21 protein-coding genes are annotated in these 20,075 nt (G+C 73.2%); 12 read left to right on the top strand and 9 right to left on the bottom strand.

The genetic code is table 11. From position 1 onward, the window contains the following. Nucleotides 1-54: 54 nt before the first annotated feature. On the top strand, nt 55-492 hold the full coding sequence (locus tag KBZ10_RS03895) for a hypothetical protein (protein WP_210986025.1): 438 nt from the start codon (nt 55-57) through the stop codon (nt 490-492). Nucleotides 493-524: 32 nt separating this feature from the next. Next, complete coding sequence (locus KBZ10_RS03890) at nt 525-1,283, top strand: 5-formyltetrahydrofolate cyclo-ligase (protein ID WP_210986024.1); 759 nt, start codon at nt 525-527, stop codon at nt 1,281-1,283. Nucleotides 1,284-1,678: 395 nt separating this feature from the next. On the opposite strand, the gene KBZ10_RS03885 is transcribed toward KBZ10_RS03890, so the two are convergent. Then, on the bottom strand, nt 1,679-1,972 hold the full coding sequence (locus KBZ10_RS03885; protein WP_210986023.1) for a hypothetical protein: 294 nt from the start codon (nt 1,970-1,972) through the stop codon (nt 1,679-1,681). Between the two features lie 423 nt (nt 1,973-2,395). Here KBZ10_RS03885 and KBZ10_RS03880 point away from each other — a divergent pair, with 423 nt between their 5' ends. From KBZ10_RS03880 to KBZ10_RS03855, 6 genes are all read left to right on the top strand, one after another. Next, nucleotides 2,396-2,722, top strand: a complete 327-nt coding sequence (locus tag KBZ10_RS03880) for a DUF6412 domain-containing protein (protein WP_210986022.1) — start codon at nt 2,396-2,398, stop codon at nt 2,720-2,722. 124 nt (nt 2,723-2,846) lie between these two features. Continuing rightward, entirely contained in the window at nt 2,847-3,644 is a 798-nt protein-coding gene (locus KBZ10_RS03875; protein WP_210986021.1) for a membrane protein insertase YidC, read from the top strand. 138 nt (nt 3,645-3,782) lie between these two features. Then, entirely contained in the window at nt 3,783-4,232 is a 450-nt protein-coding gene (locus KBZ10_RS03870) for a hypothetical protein (RefSeq protein WP_210986020.1), read from the top strand. A gap of 12 nt (nt 4,233-4,244) precedes the next feature. After that, nucleotides 4,245-6,527, top strand: a complete 2,283-nt coding sequence (locus tag KBZ10_RS03865) for a DUF6571 family protein (protein ID WP_210986019.1) — start codon at nt 4,245-4,247, stop codon at nt 6,525-6,527. Then, on the top strand, nt 6,518-7,201 hold the full coding sequence (locus tag KBZ10_RS03860; RefSeq protein WP_210986018.1) for a hypothetical protein: 684 nt from the start codon (nt 6,518-6,520) through the stop codon (nt 7,199-7,201). The genes KBZ10_RS03865 and KBZ10_RS03860 overlap by 10 nt, the downstream gene beginning before the upstream one ends. An 18-nt stretch (nt 7,202-7,219) precedes the next feature. Continuing rightward, a complete protein-coding gene (locus KBZ10_RS03855; RefSeq protein WP_210986017.1) occupies nt 7,220-7,777 on the top strand; it encodes a GNAT family N-acetyltransferase in 558 nt (185 codons plus the stop codon). 177 nt (nt 7,778-7,954) lie between these two features. Here the strand turns inward: KBZ10_RS03855 and KBZ10_RS03850 are convergent, their stop codons facing one another. From KBZ10_RS03850 to KBZ10_RS03815, 8 genes are all read right to left on the bottom strand, one after another. Further along, on the bottom strand, nt 7,955-8,785 hold the full coding sequence (locus tag KBZ10_RS03850) for a hypothetical protein (RefSeq protein WP_210986016.1): 831 nt from the start codon (nt 8,783-8,785) through the stop codon (nt 7,955-7,957). Next, nucleotides 8,782-9,306: a SigE family RNA polymerase sigma factor gene (locus KBZ10_RS03845; protein ID WP_210986015.1), complete on the bottom strand. Its 525-nt coding sequence runs from the start codon at nt 9,304-9,306 to the stop codon at nt 8,782-8,784. Before KBZ10_RS03845 ends, KBZ10_RS03850 begins: the two co-directional genes overlap by 4 nt. A 316-nt stretch (nt 9,307-9,622) precedes the next feature. Further along, on the bottom strand, nt 9,623-10,264 hold the full coding sequence (locus tag KBZ10_RS03840; RefSeq protein WP_247701733.1) for a hypothetical protein: 642 nt from the start codon (nt 10,262-10,264) through the stop codon (nt 9,623-9,625). Between the two features lie 275 nt (nt 10,265-10,539). Then, on the bottom strand, nt 10,540-11,793 hold the full coding sequence (locus KBZ10_RS03835; RefSeq protein ID WP_210986014.1) for a YncE family protein: 1,254 nt from the start codon (nt 11,791-11,793) through the stop codon (nt 10,540-10,542). A gap of 212 nt (nt 11,794-12,005) precedes the next feature. Beyond that, entirely contained in the window at nt 12,006-12,767 is a 762-nt protein-coding gene (locus KBZ10_RS03830) for a GNAT family N-acetyltransferase (RefSeq protein ID WP_210986013.1), read from the bottom strand. 125 nt (nt 12,768-12,892) lie between these two features. Further along, a complete protein-coding gene (locus tag KBZ10_RS03825; RefSeq protein WP_210986012.1) occupies nt 12,893-13,480 on the bottom strand; it encodes a heme-degrading domain-containing protein in 588 nt (195 codons plus the stop codon). A gap of 17 nt (nt 13,481-13,497) precedes the next feature. Next, nucleotides 13,498-14,733: a Gfo/Idh/MocA family oxidoreductase gene (locus KBZ10_RS03820; RefSeq protein ID WP_210986011.1), complete on the bottom strand. Its 1,236-nt coding sequence runs from the start codon at nt 14,731-14,733 to the stop codon at nt 13,498-13,500. Nucleotides 14,734-14,876: 143 nt separating this feature from the next. After that, nucleotides 14,877-15,260, bottom strand: coding sequence for a YciI family protein (locus tag KBZ10_RS03815; RefSeq protein WP_247701793.1), 384 nt, complete (start codon nt 15,258-15,260; stop codon nt 14,877-14,879). Between the two features lie 520 nt (nt 15,261-15,780). Between KBZ10_RS03815 and KBZ10_RS03810 the strand changes: the two genes are divergently transcribed. From KBZ10_RS03810 to KBZ10_RS03795, 4 genes are all read left to right on the top strand, one after another. Beyond that, entirely contained in the window at nt 15,781-16,800 is a 1,020-nt protein-coding gene (locus KBZ10_RS03810; protein ID WP_210986010.1) for a hypothetical protein, read from the top strand. Between the two features lie 467 nt (nt 16,801-17,267). Next, the gene (locus KBZ10_RS03805; protein ID WP_210986009.1) at nt 17,268-18,047 is read left to right on the top strand and encodes an HAD-IIA family hydrolase; all 780 of its coding nucleotides are present in this window, start codon (nt 17,268-17,270) and stop codon (nt 18,045-18,047) included. A 101-nt stretch (nt 18,048-18,148) separates the two neighbouring features. After that, nucleotides 18,149-18,688: a hypothetical protein gene (locus tag KBZ10_RS03800; RefSeq protein ID WP_210986008.1), complete on the top strand. Its 540-nt coding sequence runs from the start codon at nt 18,149-18,151 to the stop codon at nt 18,686-18,688. 194 nt (nt 18,689-18,882) lie between these two features. Beyond that, entirely contained in the window at nt 18,883-19,917 is a 1,035-nt protein-coding gene (locus KBZ10_RS03795) for a glycoside hydrolase family 6 protein (RefSeq protein WP_210986007.1), read from the top strand. Nucleotides 19,918-20,075: the final 158 nt, after the last annotated feature.

Below are 20,075 nucleotides of genomic sequence, written 5' to 3'. Positions count from 1 at the left end.
GTCAGCCACGCCCTGACCGGGCTGGCCCGGCTTCACGCGGCGGAAGGACTGGCCATGCTCGGGCAGGCTGCGCAGTGTCAACGAGAGCTGGCTCTCACCGAGGCCCAGCTGAGCCGGGTGGACGACTGTGACCCGTGCGCGGAGCTGGTGTCCGCCGCCCAATTCAGCCGTCTCGCCGGCTCTTGCTACCTATCTCTTGGCCAATACCGTCGTGCGGAGCAGCAGCTCACGGAGACAGCTGAGGCTCTGCGGGATGGCAGAAAGTCGCGCTCGATCGTGCTGGGAAACCTTACGCTCGCCCTCATCCGGCAAGGCGAGGTCAGCGCGGCGACCGCCACGCTCGGCACAGCGATCGAGGAACTGGAACGAACCCGGGGCGGGGGTGGGCTCAACATCGTTTTCGGAGCCGTCCGCGAACTGCGACCGTGGCACCGGAAGCCAGAGGTTCAGGAGGTACAGGACCGACTGTTCGCCCTGATGACGTCGCGCTGACGCAGGCACGCGACTTGGAGTGGAGTGATCAAGTGCCCGGTGAACAAGATCAGGCGAAGCAGCGGATACGGCGGCAGGTGTGGGACGCCCTCACCAAGGCGAACGCCGTGCACGATACCTCCGTGTACGGCCGCATCCCGAACTTCAAGGGGGCCGAGCAGGCCGCCGCCCGGCTGGCCTCGCTGCCGCAGTGGCGTGCCGCCCGCGTGGTGAAGGCCGTGCCGGACAAGGCCCAGTTGGCGGTGCGGGCCATGGCGCTCGCCGACGGCAAGACGGTCTTCATGGCCGTACCGAAGCTGGCCACGCCCCGGCCCTTCTATCTGCTCGACCCGGCGCGGCTGGCCGTCGCGCCGATCGAGGCGGCGGCCAGTCGCACGGCGGCGGCCGTGGCGCCCACCGTGGAGGTGGACGAGATGCGGCCCATCGATCTCGTGGTTCTCGGCAGCGTCGCGGTGAACCGGGAAGGTGTGCGGATCGGGAAGGGGGCGGGCTATTCGGACTTGGAGTTCGCCCTGCTGGCCGAGGCCGGGCTCGTCACCGCGGAGACGGTCGTCGTGACCACCGTGCATCCGCTCCAGGTCGTCGACGGCCCGATCCCGGCTGGCGACCACGACGCCGGTGTGGATCTCATCGTGACGCCCGATGACGTCATCGCCTGCTCCGCACCGCATCGCCCCGCGGGTCTGCTCTGGGACCGGCTGCCGCCGGAGAAGATCGCGGCCATTCCGGCGCTGGCCGCGCGGCGGGCAGTCCGGGACGGTACGGGACTCGGGTCAGCGGGCCGGGGGTGAGGTGCGGGGCCTGGTCGATCGCCTGTCCGGATCCTGACGGCCCGTCCCGTCCCTGCCCGGCCTCGCGTCGCCTCGCGTCACCCCGCGCTGCACCGGCCACAGGCCGAGGCCCGCGGCCGGGGCCCTGGTGGCGGTGGGCGCCCGGCTGCGGGCCGGCTCGGGAGGGCGTCCGGTGTGAAGGGTGCGACGGGTGCCCGCCCGTTGGGTCTGGTGCCTCCGGTGCCTCCGGTGCGTCATGGCGGTGTCGTTCGGCGCGCCCGCGGGCCCGGGGTCCTCGGTCTTCGTGGGAGAGGGGAGTTGTCCGGCTGATCGCGGGTTCCGTCACGCGGCCCCCCGCGCTGCGTGCTGGGCAGCGATCAGCCGGACGATGCTGCGGCGGCGGTCGGCCGCAGCGCTCAGCGGTTGGTCCAGAGGACCCACTGGAGGGTGCCGTTGGCGCACTGGAACCGGTCCCAGTGGCGCCGCTGGACGCCCTCCCTGCCCGCGAGGACGCAGTTGCCGTACTGCCAGTACTTGCCGCGCAGGACCCAGCCGGGGACCTGGGCCGTTCCCGCCTCCTGGGAGGCGCTGACCCGGGACTCCGACGCCGGGGCCGCCGTGGCCTGGACGGCGCCGAGGGTCAGGGCGGCGACGGCGGTCGTGGTGGCGACGATGCCGGCCAGGGCGGATCGTGTGCTGGTGGGGTTCATGTCACGACTCCTACTGTTCGTCAGTGTTGTGCTGTTTGGTCTTGCGTTGGGGATACGGGGGAGCGGGGCGGTCCATATGACCCGCTGTTGTGTGACCTGCGTCACAAGCCAGGGTGGGGCTGTGATCGTGGGCATGTGGCGGTGGCTGCGGGTGGTGCTGTGCGGTCCGGGCCGGGCTGTGAGGCCGTAACGGACCGGGGCTGTGCGTCCGACGCCGACGCCGGTGCCGACGCCGACGCCGGTGCCGTGCCGGTGTCCGTCCCCGCCTCCCGGCCTGCCGTCGCGACAAGTGCCGCCCTCCGCCCCGCCGTTGGGCAACCGGCGCCCCACGGCGGACGCTGGCGGTGCCGCCGCCGGGTTAGCATCGGAACGCCGGGGCGGTTGCCCCGGTGGTGCCGGGCAGTGAAAGGGGGGAGCGGCGGTATGGGCCTCAGGGGCGTGACGCGGACGCACCTCAGCCTGCTGCTCGTCCTCCTCTCCGGGCTGCTGCTCGCTCAGGGCGGCCTCGCCGAGGGTGCCCTCGCCGGCGCCGTCACCTTCGCCGCCGGGGCGACCGCCGCGGCCGGGGCGGCCCTGCTCGTCTGTGCCGTCCTCGCCGCCCGCTGCGCCCGTCCCGTACCGCCCACCCGGGTACGGACCGCGCTCCGCGACCGCGAACGCCGTACGGCCTTCCTCCCGCAGCGCGATCCCGACGCCTCCGGCCGTCCGCGGCCCCGGGCGCCCGGCCGTCTCCTCCCGACGGCCGGCTAGGCGCCCCCAACTGCCGCCACGCCCCCCTCCACAGGGCGGTGCGTGCGCGGGGGGGCACGCCTGCACGGCTCGTCACGCCGACACCCCCTTTCCTCGGCACGACGAGACCCGGGAGGGCTCATCCATGTCCGTATTCGCGCACCTCGTCTCGCTGCTCGCGAGCTCCCTCGAACCCCTCTTCGCGGCATCGGCCACCGCCGTCGCGATCGTCCTTTTCACCCTGGGCGTGCGCCTCGCCCTGCACCCCCTGACCCGCTCCGCCGTCCGTGGTGAGAAGGCACGGGCCCGGCTGGCGCCGCGCGTCGCCGAACTGCACCGGAAGCACCGGCGCGACCCCGAGCGGCTGCGGCGCGCGACGGCCGAGCTCTACGCCCGCGAGGGCTCCTCGCCGCTGGCCGGGTGTCTGCCGATGCTCGTTCAGGCCCCGGTCTTCTTCGTGATGTACCGGCTCTTCTCCGCCTCCGAGGTTGGCGGGCGGGCCAACGAGCTGCTGGATGCCCGGCTGTTCGCCGCCCCCCTCGGCGGCCACTGGGCCGACGCCCTCCGCGACGGCGGACCGTTCGGCGCGCAGGGCCTCGTCTACGCCGTCCTCTTCGCGCTGATCGCGGCCGTGGCCACCTGGACGTACCTCCGTGCCCGCCGTGCCATGGCGGCGGGCGCGCCGGACGCGGCCGCGGCGGAGGCCGGAGCCGGGGCCGGGATGCCCGGCCTCCCCGCTATGGCCGGGGTGGCGAAGGTGCTGCCGCTGCTCTCCTTCGGCACGCTGATCACGGCGGCCGTGGTGCCCCTGGCCGCCGGGCTGTATCTCGTCACGACGACCACGTGGTCGGCCGCCGAACGCGCCTGGCTGCTCAGGGGCGGCGGCACGGCGGCGCCCTCGGCGGCGGCCGGCAAGGGCGGACCCCGGCGCCCGGGGAGCTGAGCCGACGGCAGCGGCGTCCGGGGGACGGCGACTCGCCCGCCGTTCCGGTGAGCGCCGTCATGGCCGACAGTCGCACCACAAGTACCGTGTGTGCGAACGGTCTTGTAGTGACGACCACGGGCCGATACGGGGAGAGCGATGACCTGGGAAGAGTGGGAGCGGCTCAAGACAGAGGCCGCCGGCGGAGACGGGGTGGGCGTGCGCGTGAACAACGCGCCGCCCGCGGGCGGCGGCGGTGGGTCGTCGGATCTCGTCGTCCGCAGCGACGAGCTGGGGAAGCTCGGTGACATGGCGCGTGATCTGCGCCAGCGGCTGTCGACCGACGGCGACTACGCGCGCCCCGCCACCTACGACGCGGCCATCGAACTCATCGGCGACGACCTGGACCTGGGGTCGGCCCTCCTGGAGGAGCACGACGCCTGGAACACCAAGCTGACCACGCTCAAGGAGGCGTGCGCGCACATCTCCAACCACCTCGACTACTCGCGCGGCGTCCACGCCGAGGACGAAAAGAAGATCGCCACGGACATGCGGAACGCCGACGGCCGGAAGATGACCGTGTCCCGCATCTACGACTACATCAAGTAGGGCGCCCGACGCATGATGACCCCCCAGCAGCTCAGCGACCTGCATCTGGGCACACTCGGCACGGCGGCCTCGGAGTGGAAGGTGATGGTCGGCAAGCTGGAGAAGCTGGCCGGAGGCGGAGACGGCGGGATCAGCGCCGCCGACCTGAAGCGCAAGGCCGAGTCGGCGGACTGGAAGGGCGACAACGCCACGGTCACCAGGAAGTTCGTCGCGGTGACGGCGCGGCAGTTCGACGACATCCTCACCGAGGCGCGCAGCGTGCAGCGGATCCTGCGGGACGCGCATACGGAGCTGAAGCGGCACAAGGCCGACATGGCGGAGGCCATCGCACGGTGGGGCAAGCAGGACATCTACATCGACGGCAAGGGCCGCGCCCTTCCGGTCCCGACCATCCCGCACCAGTCACCCGGCAAGGCGAAGGCGGAGCCACCGACCGAGGGGGAACTCCGGAGCGCGGCCGCGGAGATCCGGCGGATCATGACCGCGGCGAAGGAGGTCGACCGGATCGCCGCGCGGGCCCTCCGGCGGCACGCGTCGAGCGCCTACGACTTCGACGAGAGCGGCTACAAGGGCCTGGACGACGCCGAACGCAGCCAGGGCAGGGCGGACGCCGACACGCTCTTGAAACTCGCCGCGAAGCGCGACGGGATGACCCTCGACGAGCTGAAGTTCTTCAACGAGACCGCAGCGCGGCAGCGTGACAACCCGGCCTTCGCCGAACGCTTCGTCACCAAGCTGGGCCCCGAGGGCACCCTCCAGTTCTGGCGCGACCTCGCCGGCCCTCCGCGCACTCCCACCGGGGAACGGGCGGAGCTCCTCGCCCGGGTGCAGGACAACCTGAGCCTCACCCTGGCGACCGCTTCCCACGGCGACAGCCGGGCCGTGCAGGACTGGAAGAGCGGCATCATCGCCGCCGGGGAGAAGCCGTTCGGTTATCCCGGTGTCGTGAGCGCTCCCTACGGCTTCCAGGTGATGAGCAGCTTGATGGCCAAGGGGAAGTTCGACTCCGGATTTCTGGATGACTACGGCAAGACCTTGCTGGAGTTCGAGCGTGGCCACTTCCTGAAGCCGGAGTCGCTCTGGGACAGCGCGGGGCGCATGACGCAACTGAGCTACCCGCCGGACGACAAGAACCCCGCTGTCGACCCCGTCGCCGGATTTCTGGAATCCCTCGGCCACAACCCGCAGGCGTCTCTGGAGTTTTTCGGGGAAACCACGGGTGGGGGATCGGGAGAGAAAAGCCCTGACCGCCTCGGCAACTGGGAGTATCTCGTCGGGGGAGGCGAGGGTGCCCGGGAATGGCCGGTGAACGACGACGGCGAGCCGGCCGGATACGAGACCCTCGGGCGCGCCCTGGAGTCCGCGACCCTCGGTCACCCGTACGACGACCGGGACCCGGCTGTTCCGCCACTGAAGACGGAGGCGGACATCGAGGCCCGTGATGCGCGGACGGCGCTGATGGAGCGGGTGGTGCACCACTACAAGGGGCCGGAGGCGGTCGATGCTCAGCCCGGCGTGCGGGAGAGCCTCACGCGGATGGCGAGCGGCCACATCGACAGCCTGAACTACTCAATGGACAATTATGGAGACAGCGGGGAACTCAACGGCAGGAACGAGCGGTACGGGCTGGAGAAGAACCACCTCCGGGACTTCGGTGAGAAGACGAGCGCCGGCTTCCTGCGGGCGCTGGCCTCGGACAAGGACTCCTACGACACCCTCTCCACGGCACAGCAGGTATACGGCTCCAGTGCCATGGCCGCTCAAGGCGCCGATCAAGAGAATGCGGAAAGTGCCGGCCTGCACAGCGCCAAGATGCACGGTCTGTTGGACGCGGCCCGTTCCGAAGCCATCGGCAAGGAGTTCGCTGACGACGAAGCCGCCAAGAACAAGGCCCTGGAGAAGCAGGCGGAGTGGCGCAAGTTTGGTGTCTCGACGGCGGTCGCCACCACGGTCGGCGTCGGCGCGGCACTCGTCGCCCCACCCGTAGGGGCCGTCGCCATGGTGGCCGTCCCCTTGGCTTTCGACACGACCCAAAGCGCTGCCGACACCCGGTTCGCCACGGAGACCATTGACTGGCTGGACGAGCGCGCGTACAGCAACGACGCCCAGGCGGTCGAAGGAATTCAGCGTGCTCAAGCAGAGGGTCGCAAAAATATGATGGTGCCCTTGTTGAATTACGCGGAAGCGCGCGGAATGGATGTCCATGAGGTGGAGAAATTCACCAGGGCTGCTGAGACAAGCTACAACAACGGTGTTCGATTTTCCGATACCGATGATGCGCGAGGGTGGAGCTGATGAGGAAGGCGGTGGCTGTGTCGTCGCTGATGGCTGTGCTCGTGTTGAGTTCTTGCGGTGCGGGAGAGTCCCACGAGAACGGCGAGGGAGTCGGGGAACGTCCCCACTGTCGCAAGATTCTGGGCGATGCCGGCATGTCATGGCTGGAAGCCAGTGTGGAGGGGGACCTGCATTTGGGGGGAACTGACGATCTCGATACGGTTCGCTCGCTGTTCTACAAACAGTTGCGAACCTGGGACCCGGACGATACCGACGGCTATTTTTCGTTCGCAGACGCTCACGTCTGCGGAGCCAGTGTGGCGGGAAAACCTCCAGGCGAGGCGTTCGATATCAGATATACACGCTCAGTTCATTCCTTCGGGGATATATCTGACGATGACGGAAAGCTTGCCAAGGTTCCCGTGAATTCGGATGTCGCGCTTGTCTACGGGCGGTGGTCACTCGGGAATCCGCCCAGTTACAACGTCTATTTCAGATGTCAGATTCCTGGTGCGCCGGCGGAGCAGAAAGACGGCGTTCCCATCATGGGAGAGATGGTCGACACCCTGACCGGTGAGTCCGGCGCCCGCACGCGGATGAAACACCTCCTGCACTCCGCCCAGGTGGTGGCCCGCACTCTCGACTGCGAGAACGACCCCGTCATTCCGTCCGAGCCCCCGGCGTCCGTGAAGTAGGGAAGTAGGACCTGGCGCATGGTGTTTCTGGAGACCGAGCGGCTTGTTCTGCGGCGGTTCACCGAGGGTGACGAGGAGCATCTCGTCGCTCTCGACGCCGATCCCGGCGTCATGCGCTTCCTCACCGGTGGCATCCCGACGCCCCGTCACGTCATCCGCAAGGAGACGCTGCCGCGCATGCTGCGCCTCGACGCCGAGCACGGCGGCCGTCTCGGGTACTGGGCCGCCGAGGAGAAGGCCGCCGGGCGGCGGTTCGTGGGCTGGTTCGAGCTGCGGCCCGTGGACGGCGACGGGCGCGAGTGCGAGCTCGGCTACCGGCTGCGCCAGGACGCCTGGGGGCGCGGCTATGCCACCGAGGGCGCCCGCGCCCTGGTCCGCGCGGCGTTCACCGAGCTCGGCGTCGAGCGGCTCTTCGCGGAGACCATGGCCGTCAACCGGGGCTCGCGGCGGGTGATGGAGAAGGCCGGGCTCGTGTACGTCCGCACGTTCCACGAGGAGTGGCCGGAGTACATCGAGGGCGCCGAGCACGGCGAGGTCCGGTACGAGCTGAGCCGTGCGGAGTGGGAGGCCCGGTAACCGCCTGGGGGGCTCGGGCGCGGAGACAGCGCCGAGCGGCGGGGTCCGGCCCGCCGTTTCGGCCGGTGTCCGCCTCGGCCGGTCCGCGCCTCGGCCGGTGTCAGCCCCCGGTCGGCGTGGGTCTCGGGCTGTGCGCGGCCTCGGTGTTGCCCCGACCGGTTCGCGTTCCACGGGTTGTCAGCCGCCGTGCGGGTCGGCCGTGGTGGCCCCGCCCCGTCCCGTGACCAGCTCGGCGAGCACCGTGCCCCGGGTGTCGTAGACGGTCACCCTGCGGGCGGGTGCGGACGCGCCCGGGGTGTCCGGGCCATCCGTGCCGTCCGCGAGCCCCGGGCCCTTCATGCCGTCCGAGTCCCGCGCGGACTCGGTGCCTTCCGTCGCGGCCCGGTCCCGTCCCGGCAGAGGTGTGGTGGCGTACCAGACCCCCCAGCCCGGGTCGCCGGGCAGCCGCAGCAGGTGGCCGCTGACCGTGCCCCGGCCGGTGGCGATCTCCACCCGGGCGGCCGTGCCCCGGCCGTGGTAGACGCCGGAGTGGAAGTAGCGGTCGTCGCCGGCCGGCTCGGAGTGCACGCTGACGCCGGGCCGGCTCAGGTCGAGATTGCCGTCGGTGACGCTGCGGAACTGGCCGGGCTGCTCCGGGGAGGACCAGTGCAGCCCGTCCGCGGTGAGCCACAGTTCCACACCGGGCGCGGCCCGTACCCGCTCCTCCGGCCGCACCACTCGGGGGCTGCCGGACTCCGGTGGTTCCTGCGTCGGCTCCACGGCGGGCGAGGACGGCGGGGGCGCGGCGGGCCGCACGGTCGAGGCGCCGGGGAACGCGGCGTAGTGGACTGCTGCCGCGCTCGCGGGGAGCAGCAGCAGGCAGCCGGCCGCCAGGGCGGCCACGCGGCGGCGGTGCCGTGCGGTGCCCGCCCTGGTGATCTCGGTCAGCGGGACGGGGGACGGGGTGATGTCGCGGGCGGCTTCGGTGAAGACCTCACGCAGCCGTTCCGTGTCGGGCCGGGACGTCATCGGCGAACTCCGGAGTCGGAGGGGTTCCGGGCGAAGAGGGGGTGGGCGCGCAGCTTCTGGAGCCCGCGCCGGGCATGGGTCTTGACCGTGCCGACCGAGCAGCCCAGCACCGCGGCGATCTCCTGCTCGTTCAGGTCCTCCCAGTAGCGGAGCACCATGACCGCGCGCTGGCGGGGCGGCAGCGTCGCCAGCGCCTCGTCGACCGCCGTGCGGTGCTCGACCGTCTCGGCGTGGCCGCCGTGCGGGCGGTGCGCGGACTCGGGGAGGAACGGCATCAGCAGATGGGTGACGCGTCTCTTGCGGAGGCGGCTCAGGTTGTTGTTGACGAGGGCCCGGCGCACGTAGGCGTTGACGTCGTCGCGCGGTATCCGCCGCCAGCGGGAGTAGACCTTGGCCAGCGTCGTCTGGACCAGGTCCTCGGCCTCGTGGAAGTCCCCGGTGAGCATATGAGCGGTACGCACCAGGCGGGGCCAGGCACGGGTGGCGAACTCGGCGAACTCGCCATGGCTCTCCTCCGTCACGGGCAAGCGGTTCCTTCGGCTGTGGAGGTGTGGGGATGTGGGGGTGTGGAGGTGTGGGGGCGTGGTGGGGCGTTACGGGTAACACGCGTTGGCCGGTGCGGCTGTGCGGCGGTGGTACGGGCGGCCCGGGCTGCGGATGACCGGCGCGGCGGCGCGACCGGGCAGGGCTGGTGGCGGCGGGGTGGGCGGGTGCGGCCGGTGACCGGCCGGCGGGCCCGGGCTCCGCGCCCGGCCCGTCGGCCTCGACGGCCACCGGCGCGGAGACACCGGGCCCGCCGGCTTCGTGCGGCGGGCCCGCTCTACGGCAGCCCCGCCGCTAACGGACCGGCAGTTCGGCCAGGACGCCGCCCTCGGTGTCGTACACGGTCACGGAGCGGACGAAGCTCCCCGGCGACGAGCCCGCCGCCGCGCCCCGCTGCCGCTCCGTCTTCGCCCCCGCGCCCGCGCCCGCGCCCGGCAGGGCGGTGGTGGTGTACCAGGCGCCCCAGCCGGGCTCTCCGGCCAGGGTCACCAGCGTGCCGCCGGTCCGGCCGTCCGCGGTGACGATCTCGACGCGGGCGGGCGTGCCCTCGCTGTGGTAGATGCCGGAGTGGAAGTAGCGGTCGCCGACCGGTTCGGACTGCAGGGTGACGCCGGGCCGGCTCAGGTCGAGGTTGCCGTCGGTGACGCTGCGGAACTGGTTCTCCTGGTCCGGCGTGGACCAGTGCTTGCCGTCCGCCGTCAGCCACAGTTCCACCCCGGGGGCGGCCTGGACCCGCTCGCCGGGGGCCACCACGCGCAGGTCGGAGGCCGCGGCGGTCCGGTCCTTTCCGGACGCCTTCGACGCGTCCGTCCCCGCGGACTCGGCGGCGGCCGGGGCGGGGGACCCCGCCGGCGCCAGGGCGTGGGCGAGGGAGGGTGCCACCGCCAGGGCGGCGACGACCGACGCGGCCGTCACGTACTTGCTCATCCGTGCCATGGGCTGGGTCTCCTTGCGGATCGGGTGTGTACGGATCGGGGGAGGGCGCCTCTCCACCCTCTGAAACCCCGTCCGTTCCGGATCCGGAGGACACGTCCCGGAGATTTCTCCCGGAGGCGGTGGCCGAAGCGGTGGCCGAAACGGCGGCGGAAACGGCAGCGGAAACGCCGGCGCGGGTGTCCGGAGGCGGTCTTCACCTCCGGACACCCGCGTCCGCACCGCCGATCCGGCTGCTCAAGCGGCTGCCGAACCGGTTGAGTTGCCGGCCGGCGGCATCAGCCGTTCGACGGGTCCAGGGCCTCCAGCGCCTCCGCCGTCACCTTCCCGGGGCGTTCCCGCTGCGGGAAGTGGCCGGTGGGGATGCGGGCGACCTCCTTGGCGGTGGCGTAGTCGACGACCGACACCTCGTTCTTGTTGGAGAGCGAGACGAAGCAGTGCTTGCCGTCCGGGCTGGTGGCCGTCCAGTACGGCAGGGCGTCGGTGTCGTAGTGGACGTAGCCGTCGGTCTCCAGGCCGGGGCGGGAGACGATCGCGACGTAGTCGTCGATGGTGCCGGCCATGCAGAGCTTGCTCTCGGCGGTGTTCATGGCCATGCCGTGGTGGGCGGAGTTCTGCGGGTAGTCCTCGCTGCCCATGTTCGCGGCCTTGTCGCTGAACGGCATTTCGACCGTGCGCTTGATCTCGCCCTTGGCCAGGTCGTACTCGACGAAGCCGTTGAGGTAGGAGAGCTGCGCGTACATGGTCTTGTTGTCGGCGGTGAAGACGGCCGGGCGGATGCCGTACTCGAAGTCGTAGGTGCGCAGCGGCGTGAAGGTGTCGGCGTCCACGGCCGTGACCTGGCGCTTGCCCTTGAGGCCGTTGAGGGCCTTGGGCATCGAGGTGACGCCGATGCTGGAGTTGTAGAGGATCGAGCCGTCCGGCGAGTAGTCGTTGGCGTGCGGGTACGTGCCGGTGGCGAACTCGGTGTGCAGCTTGCCGGTGGCGGTGTTGATGACTTCGGCCTTCTCGGCGGTGGTGGCCGAGACGATGAACTTGCTGCCGTCCTCGGAGAGGGCGGCGTGGTCGGCCTTGAAGCCCTCGGTCTCGTAGCGCCAGAGCATGGTGCCGCTGGCGATGTCGAAGGCGACGGCGTCGGAGAGGGCGCCGCGCGAGACGTAGAGCGTCCGGCCGTCCGGAGACATGGCCATGTCATCCACGAGCTTGCGGTAGCCCTGGATGCTGTTGACGGTCTCGTAGCCGATCCGCTCGATCGGGTCCATCTCGCGGATGCGCTGCTCGAGATCGGGGACGGTGTCGAACGAGCCCAGGTTCTCGAACGTCTTCGGGTCGATGAAGCTGACGGTGCCGCCCTGGCCGTTGCCGATGAGCATGACGTCGCGCGGTGCGGCGGCGTGCTCCGACTGCCGTGCGGCATCCGTCTGTTCGGCCGCGCCCGCGGTCGTGGCGCCGCCGGTCAGGGCGAGGGCGGTCAGGACGGCGGCGCTCAGGAACAGCGGGCGGCGGGGGCGCCGGGGCGTGGCTGGGGGCATGGTCGTCCTCCGAAGGTCGGCCGGGAGCGTGAGTGGGGTGGGAGTGCGGGTGGGTGCCGGCACAAGGGTTACCAAGGGTAAGTCGCTGTGTTACGCGACGGTAATGAATGGACCGCCGGACGGCAAGAGCCCCGCGCGGCCCGACCGAACCGGCGCCGCAGGCTCCAGAGGGCGGAGCACATGGCCCACAGCCGGCACCTGCCGTCCCGCGGTCAGCCGCGTTCGAAGCAGTGCGAGCGGCCGATCGGGGAGAAGCCGCGACGCTCGTACCACCGGCGCGGCCAGTCCATCGCGTCGGCGATCAGGAACCGGGTACCGCAGCCCTCCTCGACGGCCAGGCGCAGGGCGGTGGTCAGGACGGCATTGCCGTAACCGCGTCCGAGATGGGCCTCCGAGGTGACCAGGTCCTCGATCTGGGCCGTGCCGGTCGCCGCGTCCACGTAGAGATCGGCCCATGAGGCGACTTCGCCTTCGTCCGTGCGGGCACCGATGAAGCGGACGACGCCGGCCCCGCGCGAGCGGGCCTCCCGTCGGTCGACAAGGTGGCGTATGACCTCGCTGCCGACGTCCGGAAGCATGCCCCGCCATCGCCGGGTGAGCGGAGCACGCAGCGTGTCGAGGTCCACCTCGTCCGCGGGTCCGCCGGCCGGCACCGGGCCCGTGTGCAGCATGACCAGATGGACGGAGTGGGTGTATCCGGCCCGGACCAGCCGCTCCGCGCACGCCGTTCCGGCTTCGTCGTCCAGGACGGAGATCATCCGGTGCGGCAGATGGCCCAGTGCTTCCTCCGCGACGGCGGGCAGCGCCTCGGGATCGACGGCCGTTTCGATGACGACTTGGTTGTCGGCGCGGGAATGGGCGAAGGCGTCGTCGTACACGGCGAACCCGCCGGGGAGTTCGACGATGCGCGCGGCCTGGCGGCGGGCGAAGGCGGATAAGAAGGCGTTGATCCGCGGGAGTTCAGAGCTCGGCATGGACGGAGTCTAGGCAGCCGTGACCACGGCGGCAGCGGCCGCGCGCCCGCCCCGGTGGCGACGGGCACGGCAGTGAGCCGCGGCCGGAGAGACGCGCTTGCCGGGGCCGGGCCGGAGCCCGCCGGCTACGGGGCCGGCGGCGGCGGTGTGCCCTGCGGCGGCACGGCCGGTGGCGCGGTGGGGGCGCCCGGCTCTTGCGGGGCAGGTGCAGGTGCCGGCGTCGGCGGCACGGCCGGGGCGAGGAAGGTTTCCAGGGCCTCGACCACCATCGCGTGGTCCTCCGCCTGCGCCGACCCCGAGACGGTCACCGTGCCGATGACCCCGGCCCCCTCCACCCGGATCGGAAACGAGCCGCCGTGCGCCGCGTACAGGCACGGATCGAGCGGGGACGAGGCCTCGAACGTCGTCCCCTTCGCGCGGAACCGCGTGCCCACCAGGTACGAGCTCTCCGAGAAGCGCTCGACCACCCGCCGCTTGCGGTCGATCCAGTCGTCGTTGTCCGGTGACGTGCCGGGCAGCGCGCAGTGGAACACCTGCTGATGACCGCGGCGTATGTCGATGGTCACCGGCGCCGACCGCTGCCGGGCCGTGTCGGCCAGCAGGCAGCCCAGGCGCCAGGCGTCCTCGTGCGTGAACCGGCGCAGCACCAGGCGCTCCTCCTGGGCGCGCAGCACGGAGACGAGGGCGGCGGGATCGAAGGCGGGGTCCGTCATCAGCTCAGCTCCCGGGGTTACGGGGTGATCGCCCGGCCCTCCTGGGCCGAACGCCGTGCGGCTTCCAGGACGTCGAGCGCCGCGGCGGCCTCCGGGGCCGTCACCGGCGGCGGGGTGCCGTCGCGGAGGGCCGCCGCCACGGCCGCGTAGTACGCCGGGTAGTCACCGGGCAGGGTGGGGACGGCGCGGCCGCCGCCGGTCACCGGCGACTCACCGGAGCCGAGCCGGCCCCACAGGGACTCCGGTTCCACGCCCCAGGCGCTGGCGTCCACCGGGCTGGTGCCCGAGGCGCCGGTGCCGATGTCCGGCGTGACGGTGTCCGCCGTGCCGGTGCCGGTGCCGGTGCCGGTGTCCGTGCCGGGTGCGCCGGCGGTGCCGGGCGTTCCGGCGGTGCCGGGAGGGCGGAGCCCGTCGCGCAGGGCCTGCTCCTGCGGGTCGAGTCCGTACTTCACATACCCGGCGGAGCTGCCCAGGACACGGAAACGCGGCCCGAGTTGGGCGGTCGTGGCGCTCATCCACAGGTGGGAGTTGACGCCGTTCGCGTGCGTGACGGCGATGAAGGTGTCGTCGTCCGCCTCGGCCCCGGGGCGGCGGACCGCCGACTCGGCGTAGACGCGGACGGCCGGGCCGAAGAGCACCAGCGCCTGGTCGACGAGGTGGCTGCCCAGGTCGTAGAGGAGACCGCCGATCTCCTCCGGGTCGCCCGACTCGCGCCAGCCGCCCTTGGGCTTGGGCCGCCAGCGCTCGAAGCGGGATTCGAACCGCTGGACATCGCCCAACTCGCCCTCCGCGAGAAGCTGTTGGACGGTGCGGAAGTCGTTGTCCCAGCGGCGGTTCTGGAAGACGGAGAGCAGCAGCCCGCGCTCCTCGGCGAGGGCGGCCAGGGCGCGGGCCTCGGCGGCGGTCGCGGAGAGCGGCTTGTCGACGACGACCGGCAGGCCGGCGCGGAGGGCGTCGGTGGCGATCGGCACATGGGTCCGGTTGGGGGAGGCGACGACCACCAGGTCGAGCGCGTCCCGGCCCTCCGTACGGGACAGCAGCTCGCGGTGGCTGTCCGCGAACCGCACCCCGGGGTGCTCGGCGCGGGCCTGCTCGCGGCGCCCGGGGCTCGTCGTGACGATCGTGTCGAGGACCAGGTCCCCGGTGGCGGCGATCAGCGGGGCGTGGAAGACGGAGCCCGCCAGACCGTAGCCGACGAGGCCGACACGGAGCGGGGGACGGGAGCCGGTACCGGCGGACGTGCGCGTGGACATGCCCCTCACTCAACCACGCGCGCCTCAGGGGGCTCCCGCGGGGCCGGTGCGGCCCGGAAACGGCCCGCCGGGCGGTCGCGTCCGCCGGACGGGGCCGTCCGGGGTCCTCGGCAGAACCCCCGGACGGCCCGGGCGACGGCCGCCTATTCCGGAGGGCCCTCCATGACCGGGTGGAGTTCGACCGGGTCGCTGCCCGGGCCGCCGTCCGGCCTCGGTGCGGTGGAGATGCGTGCGGCGATCTCGACCGCCCGTTCGGGTGTCGCCACATCGATGATCCAGTAGCCCGCCAGGATCTTCTCGGCCGGGAAGTGCGGGCCGTCCGTCACCTCGGGTGTGCCGTCCGGCCGGGCCCGCACCGTCCTGACGGGACCCGGGCCGCCCAGGCCCTGGGCCTCGACCCACTCGCCCCGGTCGGCCAGCTCCTTGTTGACCTCTTCCATGAAGGTGACGAGGGGACCCCAGCCGGCCGCCGCGTAGGCGGCCATCTCCTCGTCCCAGGTGTCACGCCCGCCGAAGATCTGCACCATGTATTTCACGCCGTTCGCTCCTTTCGGTCGCGGGCCGGTGCCGCTGCGAGGGCGGGGCACCGGAGCGAACGGATCCGGCCGTCCGCCCGGCAGCCCTTCCCGGCGGACTCGGCGGTACGAACGGCCCGGTCGGCTGAATCGCCCGGCGATGCCCCGGGGCTCCGGCGCCCCGGCCTCCCTCCGCGGTCCCGGCCGGCGGGCACCGCCGGGCATCCGGGGAACCGGGGCACGGAGGCACGGGGACACGGGGCACGGGGACACGGGGCACGGGGACACGGGGACACGGGGGCACCGGAGCACCGCGGACCATGCACGCCGGCCGCCGCGCCGGCAACCGCTCCGGACCGTTCGGCCCCGATGCCCGGCCGCTTCGGGCGAACGGGCGGGGCCGGGGGCGCGCCGGCTCTCCGGGCGGGGAAGGAACCCCACGTACGGGCGGGCCCGGGCGGCACCCACCGGGCGGACGGCGAACAAGCGCGCCGCACCCGGGCCCGCAGGCGGATTTCACCGAAGGGCTGCCATGCGCCAGCGCAGACACCTCGCCGCCGGGGCAGCGGCCGCAGCGGCCGCGCTGGTGGCGGTGGCCGCCCCCGTCCTGGTGTTCCTGCCGCAGGCCCAGGGCGCTCCGGCGGCGGTGGTGGCGCCGGGTGCGGTGCCCCGGCCGCTGCCCCGGGCCGTCGAGCCGTACTGCGGAGACCGCGACAGCCCCGACTTCCCGCTGCGGGCCCGCATCCGCGGCGGCCCCCGGGAGTACACGGCCGGAGACGGCTGGCGGCGCTGGTCCATCGGCCTGCGCAACACGACGGAACGGGCCTGCCGGGCCGTACACCCCGTGGCCGTGCTCGTCGACAGCACCCGGAAGCTGGCCGGCGAACGGATCTTCCTCGAGTTCTACGACGCGTACAGCCGCTCCTGGCGCCCCGTGACGCTGGAGACCACCGACCGGCACGAGCACATCGCCGTCTTCGACGGCTTCCCGGGCTTCGCCGTCCCGGCGGGCGGGACCGTCACCGTCGGCGTACGGATGCGCTTCGCCGAGGGCACGGCCGGCAACTCGGTCCGGCTCACCGTGGCGGCCGTGCAGCGGCGCGACGACGACGGCGACTGGATCGGTTCCTCCAACGACTACGAGTTCACCATCCGGGGCGGCGGCGGAACGCACACCGAAGGGCGGGAGGACACCCGGTCCCGGAGGGAGCGGGAGCGGGAGCGTGACCGCTCCGCCGGCGGCGTTGAGCCGCGGGAAAGCGGTGGTGAAGGGCACCACAGGTCCGGCGGTCCCCGGGAGGCGGAGGGACCGGGAGGACCGGGAGGACCGGGGGAGCACGGGGAGCACGGCAGGCCCGGCCGCCCCGGGGGCCCCGGTGAGCCCGGCGGTTCCGGCCCGTCCGGCGAACTGGCCCGCACCGGCACCGGCAGCGTTCCGGGCGGCACCGCGACCGGTACGCGCGGAGCCATGGCCCGGGTCGGCGCGGCCGCCGGGGCGGCCGCCGCGCTCGGCGCGGTCCTGGTCGCCGCCTCGCGCCGCGTGCGCCGCTGAGCCGCGGGCGCGCGCACCGGCTGTCGTCGGGGCCCGGGCGCCGGTGCTCCGGCCGTCGCCGCCCCCGCGTTCCACGCACCCCGGGCGCTCGGGCGGAGGGCGGGCGCGGGAGCGGGACGCGGGACGCGGGACGCGGTGGCACGGAACCGCCGCCGGTGGAGAGACGGAACCTGTTCCGCGAGCCCCGTCCCGCGGACCCGGCCCCCGGACCCCGTTCCGCGAGCCCCATCCCGCGGACCCTTTCCGGGGAGCGCGGCGCCCGCCCCCGGCGGAACGCGCGCGGTGCCCACGGCGATCGACGCCCGCCGGGCACCGGAACGACCGGAACCGCTCACCGAAGCGACGGAAACCGGTCACCAACGGGCAGGGGCGGCCGGGTCCGGCGCCGTTAGGCTGGACCGAGCGGCGGGCCGGGTCACCGCGCCGGCCGGCCACCGCCCATCCGCACCGAGGACAGGAGCCGTTCCGTGGCAGAGCGCAAGCCGATCGAGTCGTGGCTCACCGACATGGACGGGGTACTGATCCACGAGGGCACCCCCATCCCCGGCGCGGACTCCTTCATCAAGCGGTTGCGCGAGTTGGAGCGCCCCTTCCTGGTGCTCACCAACAACTCCATGTTCACCCCGCGCGACCTGCACGCCCGGCTGAGCCGGATGGGCCTGGACGTCCCCGTCGAGAACATCTGGACCTCCGCGCTCGCCACCGCCCAGTTCCTGGAGGACCAGCGCCCCGGCGGCACGGCCTACGTCATCGGCGAGGCCGGGCTGACCACCGCCCTGCACGACGTCGGATACATCCTCACCGACGCCGAGCCGGACTACGTCGTGCTGGGCGAGACCCGGACGTACAGCTTCGAATCCCTCACCAAGGCCATCCGCCTGATCAACGACGGGGCCCGCTTCATCGCCACCAACCCCGACGCGACCGGCCCGTCCACGGAGGGCGCCCTGCCCGCCACGGGCGCGGTCTCCGCGCTGATCACCAAGGCCACCGGCCGGGAGCCGTACTTCGTCGGCAAGCCCAATCCGCTCATGATGCGCGCCGGGCTCAACGCCATCGGGGCGCACTCGGAGACCAGCGCCATGATCGGCGACCGGATGGACACCGACGTCCTCGCCGGACTGGAGGCCGGGATGGAGACGTTCCTCGTCCTGTCCGGGGTGACGCGGCCGGACGAGATCGGGCGCTTCCCCTACGGGCCGTCGCGGGTCGCCGAATCGATCGCCGACCTCGTCGACCTGGTCTGACCGGGCCGCGGCCCCCGGGCCGAACGGAGCAGCGCCCGGCACGCCGGGTGTGCGGTGGGCCGCCGGGCGCGCGAACCTTCTGAGGCGAGAGGAGGTGCACGATGGACTCTGTCCGCCTGGCCGGCGCGATCGCGGCGACCGGCCTGCTCTGCGCCATCGCGGCGCTCCCCGTCCCGGCTCTTTCCGCTCCGGCCCGCTCCGGCCCCGCCGGCCCCGCCGTCTCCGCCGGCCCCGCCGGCCCCGCCGTCTCCGCTCCGGATGCTCCCGGGGCGGACGCTCCCGCCATGGCCGCCGCCCCGGCCGTTCCGGTGACGGCTGTCCCCGCCCCGGCCGTCCCGGCGGTCCCCGCTTCCGCACCGGCTGCCCTCCCGGGACAGGCCGGCCCCGGTCCGCGTCCCGTACCGGTGGCCGCGGACGGCCGGCCGGCGGCCGCCGAACCGGAGGACGGTCCCAACACCCGCCAGATCGTCGTCGGCGTGTGCCTCGCGGGCGGCGCGGTCCTGGGCATGGCGGGCCTCGCCCTGCACCGCCGTAGCACGAGGCCGCCCGCGCCGCCGCACGAACGGGGGGACGCGGCCGGGCTCCGCGAGCCCTCGCGCAGCCCGGCGGGCCGCCCCGGCCCACCGGGGGCGGACGGCTGACGACGGCGGCCCGGCGGCGTGCAGCCCGCCCCACTTGGCTCACCGCTCCCGCTACGGCAAACGCCGTAACGGGGCTTCCCCGGCCACGGTCGGTGCCGGGTCCCGCGCGAACCGCGTGCCAGGATGCGTCCGACCTGAAGTGTCCCGAACGCGGTCCCGGGGCACACCGCGGACCGAGGCCCCAGGGGGAGCGGATGTACGGCCACATGGGCCGGCTGGCGGCGAGAGTGGCGGCCGGAGCGGTACTGCTCGCCGCTGGCTGCTTCCGCCCGCCCGGTCCCGCGTCCGCGCCGGGCCCGGGGGACGACCGGGTCCCGGCGCACACGGCCCCCCGGTCGTCCTCGACTCCCTTCTGGGTCAACCCGCACAGCACCGCGGCCCGGCAGGCCGCCGCCCTGCGCGCCCGGGGGCGTACCGGCGAGGCCGAGCTGATCGAGAAGAAGATCGCCGCCCAGCCGGTCGCCGAGTGGATCGGGACGAAGGCCCCCCGGGCGGAGACCGCCCGCCTCACCCGGGCCGCGGCGCGGGAGAACCGGCACGCCCTGCTGGTGCTCTACAACATCCCGCACCGTGACTGCGGCCAGTACTCCAAGGGCGGCGCCCCGGACGGCGCCGCGTACCGCCGCTGGGTCGCCGAGGTCGCGGCGGGTATCGGGGACCGCGCGGCCACAGTGGTCCTGGAACCGGACGCGGTGCCGCACATCGTGGACGGCTGCACCCCGCCCGTGTACCACCGGGAGCGCTACCGGCTGCTGGCGGAGGCCGTGCAGAGACTGAAGGCCCTCCCGCGCACCCGGGTCTACCTGGACGCGGGCAATCCGCGCTGGATCACCGACCCGGGCCGGCTCACCGCTCCGCTGCGGCGCGCGGGCATCGGCCGGGCCGACGGCTTCGCCCTCAACACCGCCAACTACCGGACGACCGCCGAGAACCGCGCCTACGGCAGGACCCTGTCCCGGCTCCTCGGCGGCAAGACCTTCGTGATCGACACCAGCCGCAACGGCAACGGTCCGCTGCCCGCCTCCGGCCACCAGGCCATGAGCTGGTGCAACCCGCCGGGACGCGCCCTGGGCGAGCCGCCCACCACCCGCACCGGGGACGAGCTGGTCGACGCCTACCTGTGGATCAAGCGGCCGGGGGAGTCCGACGGCACCTGCAAGGGCGGGCCCCCGGCCGGCCGGTGGTGGACGGAGTACGCCCTCGGCCTGGCCCGCGACGCGGACTGGTAGCGGAACGGCGTGCGGGTCGGCGCCGCCCGGACCGGTGCTCGGGCGGACCGGCGTTCGGGCGGAGCGATGCCGGGGTGGAGCGCGGGCGCGTGCGGCCGGGCGCGCCTGTCCCCGTGTTCCCCGCGTTGCCGTGTTCCCCGCGTTGCCGTGTTCCCCGC

The organism is Streptomyces sp. F63, from assembly GCF_018070345.1.
Lineage (GTDB): Bacteria > Actinomycetota > Actinomycetes > Streptomycetales > Streptomycetaceae > Streptomyces.
Note: the sequence above shows the minus strand (reverse complement) of the source record. Positions and strands in the feature narration are given on the sequence as shown.

Bases quoted from the DNA above. Each gene is read 5' to 3' on its own strand.
- KBZ10_RS03895 (WP_210986025.1), top strand. From the start codon at position 55: ATGCTCGGGCAGGCTGCGCAGTGTCAACGAGAGCTGGCTCTCACCGAG.
- KBZ10_RS03885 (WP_210986023.1), bottom strand. From the start codon at position 1,972: ATGAACCCCACCAGCACACGATCCGCCCTGGCCGGCATCGTCGCCACC.
- KBZ10_RS03880 (WP_210986022.1), top strand. From the start codon at position 2,396: ATGGGCCTCAGGGGCGTGACGCGGACGCACCTCAGCCTGCTGCTCGTC.
- KBZ10_RS03875 (WP_210986021.1), top strand. From the start codon at position 2,847: ATGTCCGTATTCGCGCACCTCGTCTCGCTGCTCGCGAGCTCCCTCGAA.
- KBZ10_RS03870 (WP_210986020.1), top strand. From the start codon at position 3,783: ATGACCTGGGAAGAGTGGGAGCGGCTCAAGACAGAGGCCGCCGGCGGA.
- KBZ10_RS03865 (WP_210986019.1), top strand. From the start codon at position 4,245: ATGATGACCCCCCAGCAGCTCAGCGACCTGCATCTGGGCACACTCGGC.
- KBZ10_RS03855 (WP_210986017.1), top strand. From the start codon at position 7,220: ATGGTGTTTCTGGAGACCGAGCGGCTTGTTCTGCGGCGGTTCACCGAG.
- KBZ10_RS03850 (WP_210986016.1), bottom strand. From the start codon at position 8,785: ATGACGTCCCGGCCCGACACGGAACGGCTGCGTGAGGTCTTCACCGAA.
- KBZ10_RS03840 (WP_247701733.1), bottom strand. From the start codon at position 10,264: ATGGCACGGATGAGCAAGTACGTGACGGCCGCGTCGGTCGTCGCCGCC.
- KBZ10_RS03835 (WP_210986014.1), bottom strand. From the start codon at position 11,793: ATGCCCCCAGCCACGCCCCGGCGCCCCCGCCGCCCGCTGTTCCTGAGC.
- KBZ10_RS03830 (WP_210986013.1), bottom strand. From the start codon at position 12,767: ATGCCGAGCTCTGAACTCCCGCGGATCAACGCCTTCTTATCCGCCTTC.
- KBZ10_RS03825 (WP_210986012.1), bottom strand. From the start codon at position 13,480: ATGACGGACCCCGCCTTCGATCCCGCCGCCCTCGTCTCCGTGCTGCGC.
- KBZ10_RS03820 (WP_210986011.1), bottom strand. From the start codon at position 14,733: ATGTCCACGCGCACGTCCGCCGGTACCGGCTCCCGTCCCCCGCTCCGT.
- KBZ10_RS03815 (WP_247701793.1), bottom strand. From the start codon at position 15,260: ATGGTGCAGATCTTCGGCGGGCGTGACACCTGGGACGAGGAGATGGCC.
- KBZ10_RS03810 (WP_210986010.1), top strand. From the start codon at position 15,781: ATGCGCCAGCGCAGACACCTCGCCGCCGGGGCAGCGGCCGCAGCGGCC.
- KBZ10_RS03800 (WP_210986008.1), top strand. From the start codon at position 18,149: ATGGACTCTGTCCGCCTGGCCGGCGCGATCGCGGCGACCGGCCTGCTC.
- KBZ10_RS03795 (WP_210986007.1), top strand. From the start codon at position 18,883: ATGTACGGCCACATGGGCCGGCTGGCGGCGAGAGTGGCGGCCGGAGCG.